The organism is Flavobacterium sp. RSSA_27 (assembly GCF_051547125.1).
GTDB lineage: Bacteria > Bacteroidota > Bacteroidia > Flavobacteriales > Flavobacteriaceae > Flavobacterium.
Window position 1 is genome coordinate 73,021 of the sequence record NZ_JBPTTN010000005.1, and the last position, 13,698, is coordinate 86,718.

General features: G+C 36.6%; 12 protein-coding genes. All 12 read right to left on the bottom strand.

Annotation, left to right across the window (positions count from 1 at the left end):
- Nucleotides 1–152: 152 nt before the first annotated feature.
- A complete protein-coding gene (locus ACSVH5_RS08160; RefSeq protein ID WP_438060949.1) occupies nucleotides 153–947 on the bottom strand; it encodes a Cof-type HAD-IIB family hydrolase in 795 nt (264 codons plus the stop codon).
- A 321-nt stretch (nucleotides 948–1,268) separates the two neighbouring features.
- Nucleotides 1,269–2,456: an NRAMP family divalent metal transporter gene (locus tag ACSVH5_RS08165; protein ID WP_438060950.1), complete on the bottom strand. Its 1,188-nt coding sequence runs from the start codon at nucleotides 2,454–2,456 to the stop codon at nucleotides 1,269–1,271.
- A complete protein-coding gene (locus ACSVH5_RS08170; RefSeq protein WP_438060951.1) occupies nucleotides 2,449–3,198 on the bottom strand; it encodes a 5-oxoprolinase subunit PxpA in 750 nt (249 codons plus the stop codon). Before ACSVH5_RS08170 ends, ACSVH5_RS08165 begins: the two co-directional genes overlap by 8 nt.
- Entirely contained in the window at nucleotides 3,179–4,819 is a 1,641-nt protein-coding gene (gene pxpB / locus ACSVH5_RS08175; RefSeq protein ID WP_438060952.1) for a 5-oxoprolinase subunit PxpB, read from the bottom strand. Before pxpB ends, ACSVH5_RS08170 begins: the two co-directional genes overlap by 20 nt.
- Nucleotides 4,820–4,939: 120 nt before the next feature.
- Nucleotides 4,940–5,158, bottom strand: coding sequence for a putative signal transducing protein (locus tag ACSVH5_RS08180; protein WP_159682878.1), 219 nt, complete (start codon nucleotides 5,156–5,158; stop codon nucleotides 4,940–4,942).
- Between the two features lie 71 nt (nucleotides 5,159–5,229).
- Nucleotides 5,230–5,871, bottom strand: coding sequence for a DEAD/DEAH box helicase (locus tag ACSVH5_RS08185; RefSeq protein ID WP_438060953.1), 642 nt, complete (start codon nucleotides 5,869–5,871; stop codon nucleotides 5,230–5,232).
- 91 nt (nucleotides 5,872–5,962) lie between these two features.
- The gene (locus ACSVH5_RS08190; RefSeq protein ID WP_438060954.1) at nucleotides 5,963–7,126 is read right to left on the bottom strand and encodes a sigma-54-dependent transcriptional regulator; all 1,164 of its coding nucleotides are present in this window, start codon (nucleotides 7,124–7,126) and stop codon (nucleotides 5,963–5,965) included.
- A 54-nt stretch (nucleotides 7,127–7,180) separates the two neighbouring features.
- A complete protein-coding gene (locus tag ACSVH5_RS08195) occupies nucleotides 7,181–8,497 on the bottom strand; it encodes an ABC transporter permease (protein ID WP_438060955.1) in 1,317 nt (438 codons plus the stop codon).
- A gap of 14 nt (nucleotides 8,498–8,511) precedes the next feature.
- On the bottom strand, nucleotides 8,512–9,432 hold the full coding sequence (locus ACSVH5_RS08200) for an ABC transporter ATP-binding protein (protein WP_438060956.1): 921 nt from the start codon (nucleotides 9,430–9,432) through the stop codon (nucleotides 8,512–8,514).
- Between the two features lie 794 nt (nucleotides 9,433–10,226).
- The gene (gene dnaJ, locus ACSVH5_RS08205; protein ID WP_438060957.1) at nucleotides 10,227–11,336 is read right to left on the bottom strand and encodes a molecular chaperone DnaJ; all 1,110 of its coding nucleotides are present in this window, start codon (nucleotides 11,334–11,336) and stop codon (nucleotides 10,227–10,229) included.
- A gap of 50 nt (nucleotides 11,337–11,386) precedes the next feature.
- Complete coding sequence (locus ACSVH5_RS08210; protein ID WP_438060958.1) at nucleotides 11,387–11,962, bottom strand: nucleotide exchange factor GrpE; 576 nt, start codon at nucleotides 11,960–11,962, stop codon at nucleotides 11,387–11,389.
- 316 nt (nucleotides 11,963–12,278) lie between these two features.
- On the bottom strand, nucleotides 12,279–13,652 hold the full coding sequence (hisS, locus tag ACSVH5_RS08215; protein WP_438060959.1) for a histidine--tRNA ligase: 1,374 nt from the start codon (nucleotides 13,650–13,652) through the stop codon (nucleotides 12,279–12,281).
- Nucleotides 13,653–13,698: the final 46 nt, after the last annotated feature.

Below are 13,698 nucleotides of genomic sequence, written 5' to 3' on the forward strand. Positions count from 1 at the left end.
GAGGGTGCAAAATTACATATTAATTCTAAGAATTAAAAATGAAGTAGTTAGATATTTTAAAAGGGATATAACTAAAAAATATCCGATTTTTTTCATTGTACTAGATGAAAATTATCTGATATTTTTAATTCTAAAGAAACAAAAGAGGTTTCTTAACTCAAAATATAACGTTCAATCACTTCAGCCACGCCATGATCATTATTCGAGGCGACAACAACATCACCAAAACCTCGCAATTCGGGAGTAACATTATCTACCCAAACCCCCAATCCCGCATATTGAATCATGGTCAAATCGTTTCCAGCATTGCCTACTGCAATAATTTCGCTTTGGTCTATGTCTAATTTTTTCGCCAAAAATGCTATACTTGCCGCTTTATCAATCCCATTAGGTGCGACTTCCAAAAAGAAAGGTTTCGACATGGACACACTTAAATCGGGCATCGCTAGTTTCAAATCGTTTTCTACAGTTTTCAAATATGAAGGATCTTCTAATAAAATACATTTTACTGCATTAGAAGTAACGGCAGATTTAAAATCAGGTACCAATTCATGTGGCATACCCGTTATGCTTCGCTCTACCTCAATGAATTCGGAGTGGGTTTCGCTAACAATCGTATCATTAATATACGTAATGATATGCGTTTTCATTTTCAAACTATAATCATGTAGCTCATGAATTTGCTCTTTAGTCAACGATTGTTCAAAAATAACTTGATCGTTTTTTAAATCACTAACTACAGCTCCATTAAACGAAATCATGTAATTATTTTGCAAGTCTTTTGCATAATGCGTCATTGCAGGCGTAGGACGTCCTGATGCCAAAACTACTTGAACTCCCTTTGCTTGTGCCATTGCAATCATGGCTCGATTTTCTTTAGAAATGGTATGATTGTCTGTCAACAGCGTGTCATCCATATCTAAAACTAACATTTTATATTTCATCATCAACTATCTTTTATAAAATTCCCACACCATAAGTAGGAATTATAAATATTCTGCAAAGATAGACTAAACAAAATTAGTCAAGAAACAACTTATGCATTGCTTCAGGGCAAACGCATCATTTATTTTTTTGCCACGAATGCCACTACTACGCACTAATTTTGTGATACTAAAATTTAAATGACACGAATCTTATCTTTCTTTGGCAGATTTGTGCTATTTATGACATTTAATTTGTGTTAGTTTGTGTAATTCGTGGCTCTAATTTTTATTTTTTCAAACTCATGCGTTTGCCCTGCATTGCTTAACTAATGCAAGCTAAAATCAACCAATTACTTTTTGAAGCTCGTTAAACAGAGTTACTCCACCAAAAATGAATAATAAAACCGAGACAATACCACCTAAGACGAATAGCATTTTAGGGTGTGTATACGAATTCATAATACGCTTTTTAGTGGCTGCCACTAACATAATTCCGATAGAAAAAGCCAAGATAAAACCATTAAGAGCTCCTGCAAAAATCAATACTTTTACAGGTTTGCCATAAAATACAAATACTAAAGTAGCTACGATTATAAAAGCGACAATGCAATAGCGTTTGTATTTTTCAATTAGGGGATGATAGGATTCTGCGAAAGAAATAGAAGTATAAGAGGCTCCAACAACCGAAGTTACCGCTGCAGACCAAATTACAATTCCGAAAAATTTATACCCTAAATTACCTGCCGCTAATTGAAAAACAGATGCTGCTGGATTGTTTTCATCAATCGACAAGCCTTGCATCACAACACCTAAAGAAGCCAAAAACAATAAAATTCGCATTACAGAGGCTATACCAATTGCGGTAAATGCAGACCTATCCACCTCTTTTAAATTATCTGAACCACAAACGCCAGCTTCTAATAAGCGATGAGCTCCTGCAAATGTAATATAGCCTCCCACCGTTCCTCCCACAATGGTGATGATAGACATTACATCGATTTGATCAGGTACAATTGTTTTATGAATGGCCTCTAGTATGGGTGGATGTGATGAAAAAGCAACATAAATGGTTAAAACTATCATTATCATTCCTAAGATTTTGGCAAACCAATCCATCGCTTTTCCTGCATCTTTTATTAAAAAAACGATAATACTTAAACCAGCACTCCATAAGGCACCTGTAGCCAAATCAATCCCAAACAATACTTGTAATCCCATGCCACAACCTGCAATGTTACCAATGTTAAAAACCATTCCACCTAGAATAATCAATAAGGACAAAAAATTACCCAAACCCGGATACAACTCATTTGCAATGACTTGAGCAGGTTTATTAGTGACGGTAATGATTCTCCAAATAGTAACTTGGGCAATGACATCAATGAGTATCGAAATTAATATAGCAAAACCAAAACTAGCTAGAAGTTTAGAAGTGAACAGCGTCGTACTAGTTAAAAAACCAGGGCCTATCGCCGAGGTTGCCATCAAAAAAGCCGCTCCATAATAAGCGGAATGTGTTTTTTTAATCATGGATCGAGTGTATTTGGATACCATTTTGTAGTAAGGTTTTTCGAATCATTTTCACAAAATCAAGTGCGTGTTCCCCATCTCCATGAACACAAATAGTGTCTGCTTGTATGGGAATCAGCGTACCCTTTGCCAAAACTTTTTGCTGCAATGCCATCTGTACTACTTGGGATTGTACTGCTGCGGTTGTATGTAATAGAGCCTCTCTTTCAGATCTTGGCGTTAAGCTCCCATCCGTTTGATAGGTTCTATCTGCAAAAACTTCGGCACAAACTCTCAATTGCTTTTCTTGAGCTTTTCTATATAAAACACTACCACTTTGTGCATATAAAATCAAATTGGTATCGACCGACAATATGGCTTGGCAAATGCCTTCAGCTACCGCTTCATCTTTGAAAGCTTGGTTGTAAAGAGCGCCATGTGGTTTCACATGATGCAGCACCGCATGGTTCTTTTTCGTAACTTCTAATAGCGATTCGATTTGTTCTTGCACCATATTTGCAATTTCTTGACTTGAAAAATGCATGATTGTTCTTCCAAAATTTACTCGATCTGGAAAAGAAGGATGTGCTCCAATTTTTACATTATTTTTTATTGCCAAGACCACCGTTTCTTGCATAATAATCGTATTCCCAGCATGATACCCACAGGCAATATTGGCTGACGAAATGAATGGCATAATGGCCTCATCATTAGGCATTCCTTCGCCCATGTCACAATTCAAATCAATTGAAAAAATCTTCATAGCTATTTTGTTGATTTAGGTACAGCTTTTCTGCTTCAATAAATGAAATCATTTTAAAACTAACTTCATCTGTGGGGCGTAATTGGGCTAAAATAGGCATATCAACAGCAGCAACTTGTGCTACACGTGGATAGCCTCCTGTAGTTTGACAATCATTCATTAATACAATAAGCTGCCCGCTTGGCGTGAGTTGAATGGTTCCTTTGACCACTGCAGTTGAAAGCAATTCTTGAGTTGCGTTTGTTTTTAATGGAACTCCTTGCAAATGATAGCCCATTCGATCACAACGATTCGTTAAAAGAAAAGCTTCTGAACCCAATATCAGCTTGCTTTTTGAATCGAGCCATTCATATTCAGCCCCTTCTATGATACGAATAGTAGTAGACAATTCAAAATTAGGAAAAACCAAGTTGGCACAATCTCTAGTTAGTTTTGTAGGTGATTTACCAAAATAAAGTGCATTCCCTTTGGTTAATACACTTCCAATGTTAATTTTAGGCGTTGCACTTTTACTATTCAAAAGCCTAGCAGTTTCAAAACCACCCTCCACAGCAATATAAGTCCGCAACCCTAGATTAGAAAATTTAATCTCTAACACAGAATTTGCTTTAACGAGTTGTTTTTTATTGGAACTAATGGTTTGTGCATCTACCTTTCCTTTTCCCGCACCAGTAACTACCACATAAGTGTTTTCAAAAAACTGAATCGCCAAGCCTCCCATAGTAACTTCTATGGTGGCTGCATCTATGGTATTACCAACTATTGCGTTGGCCAAATGATGTGATGCGATATCCATAGCGCCACTCTCAGGAACTCCAAAAGCTCGATAGCCTTGCCGACCACTATCTTGAAAAACAGCAAACACCCCGGGTTTCAATACTACAGCATTGGGTTTGGCTTCAGAAATGGTTACTTTTGGTGAAGGCTCTTTTTTCAAGGCATTAAATTGTTCTTTTGAAATCGGTTTAAATCGGATGCGATTCCCATTTGTAAAGTAAAAAATTGGATCATTATCTAAGTCAAATAAATTTAAAGGTGTCCTGCCTACGATTTGCCAACCTCCTGGGGAATCTAAGGGATAAATTCCTGTTTGATTTCCAGCAATACCCACTGATCCAGCAGCTACCCAACTTCTTGGAGATGCTTTTCTGGGTGCTACCAACTTGGGATGCACCTCTCCCATATAGGGAAAGCCAGGCAAAAAACCCATCATATACACTTTGTATTCCTGCTCACTATGCAATTGAATTAGGGATTGAATCGAAATATTTTTTTCTTCTGCTAAAGAAGCTAGATCATACCCAAACGCTTCGTCGTAACAAACCGGAACCACAATAGTATCCGATACACAATTGGTTAGTGGCTTTTCTTTGGCAAGTAAGGTTTTTAAATACTGTACAACAAATTCAGATGGAGATAATGGCGATGCATTGATTTTTTTGGGTGCGTAAAAAACTGTAAGTGTAGTGTAGGATGGAACCGTTTCAATAAAACCTTCAAAAGGTTCTTTGTACAATAACTGATTCAATTGCAAGACACCCTCATAATACGATTCTTGGATTGTTTTTCCAAAAACAACACTTATCGCATACTCCGCAATCGAAACAAGGGTTACATTCATCTGGTTGCTTTTAATTCTTTCAAATATATTAAAAACATTGGTTGTGTCGCTTTTTAGCCATAAAAAAGCCCTGAACATCAACACGAATTCAGGGCTCACTTCATTTTTCCTTATTGTAATTTATATACTCATTCTAAAATCCTCGATAACTGGATTCGCCTTAGCAAAATCTGTTTCTTGAATAAAAATTTCAATGGCCAAATCAGAACCACCAAATCCACCCAAACGAGCCGATTGAATATTGTCTTTTTTTACGGTATCGATTCCCGCTGTTTCTAATTTTTCTTGCAAGGCTAGTGCTAAAATTTCACTACCTGAAAACACTTTCATTAATCCCATGGTATTTATTGTTTGTCGTTGATGATTTGTGGTTAACTTAACCGCAAAGTTTTTTTTTTAAAATCTACCTTCTAACTTTCTTCTTCATCTTCTTCAACTTCTTCATCGAAATCAAACTCAAAAGGTTCGATTAGCATTTTCTCTGCCAACAAATCAATTCGTTCCGAGAACTGTTCTGCAAAAATGATTCGCTGCGTTTTGGCAATACTATTTGAAATACGCATAATTTTGGTTTCATGACGTAATTTCAATATGGGATCGGTGTCATCAATAATGAACATTTTTAAGCGATTCACATTGTAGCCCGCAGAAGAAAACATTTCATTCAATCGACTAGGTGTCCCAATCAAAACATCAATACCGGTTGAAATATAATTTTTGTCATAATCCAAATCACCTTTATCGTGTACACCGTATACCTCTAACTTGGTATACTGATTGTATTTATCAAAAAGCTCCTCCATTGCCAATACCTTAGCTTTGTCTTCTACTACGATAAGTGCTCTTGGAGATTCTTCATTGGAACCCGCCAAACGCTGAATTACATTGATTACAATAGTCGTTGTTTTTCCGCTTGCTTTCGGCGCAACAATCAAACAATCTGCTCCGCTTTTAAGCGTAGAAAAAGTATCCTGTTGCATAGCATTGGCTTCTACCAAACCATTTTCAATCAATGACTTTTGAAGATTCTCGTTTATTTTTTTTAGTTTCATTAGTTCTTATTAAAAAATTGAAAAATTGAAAAATTGAAAGATTTATTACATTTATTACTCTTTACATTTTTCAACCTTCAAATCATTACATTTATTTTGAAGCAAACAACTTCACATCCGTTTCAGAGATTTCGCTTCCACCCAGAATTATTAAGCGTTCCACTACATTGCGTAACTCTCGAATATTTCCTGTCCAATCGTATTCTTGCAGTAAGCTAATGGCAGCTTCCGAGAATTTTTTCACAGCATTTCCTTGTTCTGAAGCAATTTTCTCAGCAAAATGTGTAACCAACATCGGAATATCGGTGCGACGTTCATTCAAAGCAGGAACTTTAATCAAAATAACCGCCAAACGGTGGTACAAATCTTCTCTAAAACGACCTTCAGCAATCTCTTGTTTCAAGTCTTTGTTGGTTGCAGCAACTACACGAACATCGACTTTAATGTCTTTGTCTGCTCCCACCCTCGTAATCATACTTTCTTGTAAAGCACGCAACACTTTGGCTTGAGCCGAAAGACTCATATCGCCAATCTCGTCCAAGAAAATAGTGCCTTTATCGGCTGCTTCAAACTTTCCTGCACGGTCTTTTACAGCCGAAGTGAAGGCGCCTTTTACGTGTCCAAACAACTCACTTTCTATCAATTCTGATGGAATAGCAGCACAGTTCACTTCGATTAAAGGAAAACTTGCACGTTCGCTTTTCTCGTGCAATTGATGCGCTACCAATTCTTTTCCAGTTCCGTTGGGTCCTGTAATTAATACCCTAGCTTCGGTAGGCGCCACTTTATCAATCATCATTTTGATATGATTAATGGCTTCACTCTCGCCAATCATTTCGTAGTTTTTGCTGACTTTTTTCTTTAGAATTTTATTCTCAACTACTAATTTTTTTCGGTCTAAGGCATTGCGAACGGTATTCAATAATCGGTTCAAATCTGGTGGTTTTGAGATGTAATCAAAAGCGCCCAAACGCATCGTATTGATGGCCGTTTCCATATCACCGTGTCCCGAAATCATCACCATTGGAATCTCAGGTTTGATTTTTTTGACAGCTTCCAATACTTCGGCCCCGTCTAATTTTGGCATTTTGATATCGCAAAGCACCAAATCGTAATCGGTATTTTTTATTTTCTCTAAACCTACAGCACCGTCTTCAGCTTCGTCTACCTGATAGGTATCATTCTCTTCTGAAAGAATCTTGACCAAAACTCTACGAATCGCTGCTTCGTCTTCTATAATTAATATTTTACTCATTTTTAGTTTAATCGGTTATGTGTTTAATCGTTTAACCGATTAAACAGTTAAACTTTAATATTTCAACCACTTATACAATTCTTTCCAACTTGGTTTTTTGCCGTACATCAAAATGCCCACGCGATAAATTTTGGAAGCAAACCAAACTACCAATAAAAACGTTCCGAATAAAAGTACCATCGAAAGCAAAATTTGCCACAAAGGTACGCCAAAAGGAATGCGCATTAGCATTACAATCGGTGAAGTCAAAGGCACAATCGAGAAAATGGTGGCTACCGTGCCGTGAGGGTCATTGATTACCGTAAAAAACCCGATGTAAACACCCAAAATCAAAGGCATAATAATCGGCAACAAAAACTGTTGCGAATCGGTTTCGTTGTCAACAGCTGCACCAATTGCAGCATAAAATGAACTGTACAAAAAGTACCCTCCAATGAAATAAATCACAAAACAAGTCAGTAAAGTTCCAATCGGAAGATTCCATAATTCGGCTATATACAATTGGGCCGTACTAGCTATTTCGTGTTGCGCTGCTTGCATAACTTCGGGTGGAACTTTAGAAGTAGGTCCCAAATTAACACCGAAAAACAGCGAAGCACCCAAAAACAATCCTAAACCTATAATCGCCCAAATTAAAAACTGAAGAATTCCTGCCAACGAAGTTCCAATGATTTTCCCCATCATCAACTGAAAAGGTTTTACCGAGGAAATAATGATTTCGATGATACGATTGGTTTTTTCTTCGATTACGCTTCGCATCACCATATTGCCATAAATCACAATAAACATCATAATCAAATACCCAAAGGCACCGCCAATGGCAATTTTAATTTCATTCAATCCTTTCAAACTTTCCTCGCCTGAGGCTTTACTCAAACTGATGCTAATATTGGACTGCGCTTTATGTATCGCCACCGTATCCAATTTTGCGGATTGAAAATTGAGTTGGGTAATTTTTTTATCCAAAATATCCTGAACTTCCTCAATAAAAGTGATACTTGGACTATCATTGGATATGAATTGAATCTTCTTATCTAACTCAGCAATAGATGCCGTTTTAGGAATTTGTAACACGCCTTCAAAACGCTCTTGCGTGATGCTATCCTTAAGGGCTTTCAGGTCCAAAACCGACAAATCCAAATACTGGTATTCGCTATCTTTTTTATTTTTAGCCATAAAATCAGCAACAAACAAACCCGTTTCGTCGTGAACCGCAATTTGCTTGGTATCGGCTTTCATAGACGCCAAATAGCTAACAAAAACAGCAATTCCAACAAACAATAACGGACTCAAAAAAGTCATTACGATAAACGATTTGTTGCGCACCTTGGCTATAAATTCTCTTTTTATGATAAGGGATAATTTGCTCATTATTTTTATAGAATTTACTCGGTTACAGTTTTAATAAAGATATCGTTCACACTTGGAATTTTTTCGACAAAATGGGTCACTTGACCACGTTGCGTAAGGACTTGCAACAACTCGTTGGGTGTACCTGTACCTAGCTGAATTTCTAATTTTAGTTCTTGATTCAATGATTTGAAATTGGCTGGACCCACGGTAAACTTCAGTGTCAAATCATACATTAATCCTTCGACATTATCCGTCAAAATACCCACTTCAAAACTATTAGAGCGGTATTGGCGTTTTACTTCTTCCAATTTTCCCTCAATGAGTTTGTTCGATTTATGAATCAAAGCGATATGGTCACACAATTCCTCTACACTTTCCATTCTATGGGTAGAGAAAATAATAGTAGTACCTTTTTCCTTTAAGCCTAAAATTTCATCTTTGATAATATTCGCATTCACAGGGTCAAAACCTGAAAACGGCTCATCAAAAATCAACAATTTGGGTTGGTGCAACACACACACTACAAACTGAATCTTTTGTGCCATTCCTTTGGACAACTCCTCTATTTTCTTGTTCCACCAGCCTTTGATGTCTAATTTCTCAAACCAATAGTCCAACTGAATTTTGGCTTCTTTTTTAGAAAGCCCTTTCAGTTGCGCCAAATACAAACACTGCTCGCCAACTTTCATCGATTTGTACAAGCCTCTTTCTTCGGGTAGATACCCGATTTGCTGAATGTGATGGGGCTGTAATTTTTCGCCATCCAAAAGTACTTCGCCACTATCGGGCAACGTAATCTGATTGATGATACGAATTAAAGAGGTTTTTCCGGCACCATTGGGTCCTAATAAACCATAAATACTGCCTTTGGGTATCGTAAGCGAAACAGAATTAAGCGCTACATAATCGCCATATTGCTTCACTACATTTTTTACCTCGAGAATACTACTCATAGCTTGATTTTTAGAATTGCAAAAATAGGTAATTAGTAGTCAACAATGCCCAATTGTTACAGAAAATGCGGCTTTTTACAGCAATAAAACCAAACGAACTAGAACGCTAAATTGAAGTCATTTCCTGTTATTTGTAAGCAGTACTTTTGGTATTTCAACCACTAATCGATTTACTATTTCAAATGTCTTTTAAAGTTATCAGGTTATCGACCGCAAATTCGCAAATTATCCAACTAAAAAACATTCAAAATCTGCGAATCTGCAGCAATCAATCACCATACTTTTATAAAATAACCTGCGAATCTGCAGCAATCCAACAACACACTTTTAAAAAATAATTTGCTAATCTGCGGTAATCCAACAACACACTTTTAAAAAATAATTTGCGAATCTGTGGCAATCCAACAACACACTTTTAAAAAATAATCTGCGAATCTGTGGCAATCCAACAACACACTTTTAAAAAATAATCTGCTAATCTGCAGCAATCAATCACCATACTTTTAAAAAATAATTTGCGAATTTGCGGTAATCCAACAACACACTTTTAAAAAATAATTTGCGAATTTGCGGTAATCAAAAAATACACTTTAAAAAAAATAATTTGCGAATCTGTGGCAATCCAACAACACACTTTTAAAAAATAATTTGCGAATTTGCGGTAATCAAAAAATACACTTTAAAAAAAAATAATTTGCGAATTTGCGGTACTATCATTTATCAAAAACTAAACAGCAAAAAAAATCCCCATGCTACAAAAACATAGGGATAAATATAAAATAAGATTAAAAAAATTAAGAAAACATATCTTTAACTTTCTCAAAGAATGATTTGTCTGATTTTTCAGGATGCGGCGTAAAATTATCGTCATTCAACGCATTTTCAAAGAATTGTTTTTGTTCTTTGGTCAATGTTTTTGGTGTCCAAACATTCACGTGAACTAATAAATCGCCACTTCCGTAACCATTAATACTTGGAATTCCTTTTCCTTTCAAACGCAATATTTTTCCAGATTGAATACCTTCTTCTAATTTGATACGCACTTTGCCATTTACCGCTTCGATATCTTTAGAGACTCCCAAAACCGCTTCCGCAAAACTAATGTACAAATCGTAGTGTAAATTCTCTCCTTCACGTTTCAAGAACTCGTGCTCCAACTCTTCAATCGCTACAATCAAATCACCAGGAATACTATTTCCAGGAGCATCATTTCCTTTTCCAGAAACTTTCAATTGCATACCGTCAACTACACCTGCTGGAATTTTGATAGAAACTGTTTCGTCTTCTAAAATCATTCCTTGCGCATCGGCATTGTTTGGTTTTTTATCCAAAATTTGTCCTGATCCTCCACAAGAAGGACAAGTTGACGCCGATTGCATACGACCCAAAATAGTATTGGTCACACGCATCACTTGACCTTGACCGTTACAAGTTGAACACGTTTTATAAGTAACACCAGGTGCTTGCACCTTACGTTTTACTTTTACTTTTTTCTCCACACCATTGGCAATTTCTTCCAATGTTAATTTGACTTTAATTCGCATATTGCTTCCTTTGGCACGACGAGAACCGCCGCCTCCACCTCCGAAACCACCAAAGCCACCTCCGAAAATATCTCCGAATTGGCTAAAAATATCTTCCATATTCATCCCGCCGTGACCACCTCCAAATCCGCCAGCTCCATCAAAAGCTTGGTGACCGTATTGATCATACTTGGCTTTCTTTTGAGGATCGCTTAATACTTCATAGGCTTCGGCAGCCATTTTGAATTGCTCTTCGGCTGCAGGATTGTCAGGGTTTTTGTCAGGATGGAACTCTAATGCCTTTTTTCGGTACGCTTTTTTGATATCATCACCCGAAGCACTCTTAGAAACCCCTAATGTTTCGTAAAAATCTTTTTTCATTGTATATGGTGCTATTACATTTAGCTACAAATGCGCTATTTAAATTCTGATTATTGTCCAATTACCACTTTTGGAAAACGAATAATTTTATCGCCTAGTTTATATCCTTTTTCCAATACGTCTACAATTTTACCTTTTAAATCGTCTGATGGCGCAGGAATTTGAGTTATTGCTTCAGCAAAATCAGCGTTAAAAGCGTCACCTACATTTACATCCACTACTTCTAACCCTTTGGTCACCAAAGTTCCTTTTAGTTTCTCATGAATCAACTCTACCCCTTTAGTCAACAACTCATCTTCTGACTTGTTGATTTCAACCATAGCGCGATCAAAATCGTCTAAAACAGGTAGCAAAGCCAATAAAACTTCTTGATTGGCTGTTTTGAATAACTCAATACGCTCTTTTGTTGTTCGTCTTTTGTAATTTTCAAACTCAGCGAATAAGCGCAAGAATTTATCTTTTTCTTTGGCTAAATCTTGTGCTAATTGTTCTTCAACACTTAATTCTTCAATGATTAGTTGCTCTCCATTTGCATTATTCTCCAACGTTGCATCATCTATTTCTTGATCGAACTCTGTATTTTCAGTAGTCATATTGCTTTTATTTTTAAAAAAATTTTTAAACATCCTTTTTGATTCTATACATTACTTGTCAAAAGTGTTGCCAAAACTAGCAAAATGTCAAATTGTCAGATACCAAAACTTTGCTGTTCATTTCTAAGGCAAAAAAATCAATTGTTTTACATTTTTACGAACTTCATAAAAATTTAATATAATTTTAAGACTATCACGAAATAGTTTACCTAAATTTGTCATTCTATTATTTCAATATATAATTTATATACAGAGAATTATTTCCGTTTTTAGTTAATTATTAATTCAGCATTGTTTATAATAAAAAAAGCTTCGTTTATCTAAACGAAGCTTTTTTTGTTAGGGCTATTTACCTTTCTAATTCTCGTTGTAAGCCTTCATAATCAAAGACTACTTGTTCACCGGTTACTAAGTTTTTTAAAGCAAATTTCCCCGATTCTATTTCTTGCGCACCAATAATCACAGCAAACGGAATACCTCTTTTGTCAGCATATTGCAATTGTTTCCCCATTTTGACAGCATCAGGATACAATTCTACTTTAATGCCTTCGGCTCTCAATTTTTGAATGGTTTGCATCGCTACAAAAGCTTCGGTTTCGCCGTAATTCACAAACAACGCTTTTGAAGTAGCAGCAACCGTATCTGGGAACAATCCCAATTCTTCGATAACCAAATAAATGCGGTCCAAGCCGAAAGAAATCCCCACACCACTCATATTTTTCAAACCAAAAATACCCGTTAAATCGTCATATCTTCCGCCACCGCCAATGGACCCCATAGCAACGGTTTTAGGTGGAGCAATTTCAAAAATAGCTCCTGTATAATAATTCAATCCTCTTGCCAAAGTCACGTCCAAATCCAACTGTGCAGTAGCTAGTCCTAATTGGGTCACTTTTTCACAAATGAATTGCAATTCTTCAACACCTTTCATCCCTTCTACAGAGGCAGAAAGCAACTGCGACAATTGATTGATTTTCTCTGTAATCGTTCCTGTAAAACTAAACAAGGGTTGCACTTTGGCAATCGCTTCTTCGGAAATGCCTTTTTCAATCATTTCTTTCTTAACACCGTCTTCGCCAATCTTATCCAGTTTATCCAATGCCACGGTAAAATCAATCAACTTATCCGATGCGCCAATCACCTCAGCAATTCCCGATAAAATTTTACGATTATTGATTTTGATGGTCACGCCTTCTAATCCTAAAGCGGTAAAAACGGTGTCATACAATTGTACCAACTCCACTTCCTGCCACAATGATTTGGAACCTACCACATCAGCATCGCACTGAAAAAATTCTCTAAAACGCCCTTTTTGTGGACGGTCAGCGCGCCACACGGGCTGAATTTGATAGCGTTTGAACGGAAACTCAATTTCACTTTGATGTTGTACCACGTAACGTGCAAAAGGAACAGTCAAATCATAACGCAAAGCTTTCTCAGAAATACTCGCGGTCAATTTTAAACTGTCTTTGTTTTCTATATGCGTAGCATTGGCTTTTGACAAATAATCGCCCGAATTCAAGATTTTAAAAATCAAGCGGTCGCCTTCTTCACCATATTTTCCCATCAAAGTATCTGAATTCTCGAAGGATGGAGTTTCTATAGGTTGAAAGCCAAATTTTTCAAAATTTTTTTTTATCGTCTGAATAATGTACTGTCTTTTGGCCACTTCGGCTGGCGAAAAATCGCGCGTTCCTTTGGGTATACTTGGTTTTGAAGCCATTGTAAAATGAATTTTCAATTAGGTTTGCAAATATCTTACTTTTTAA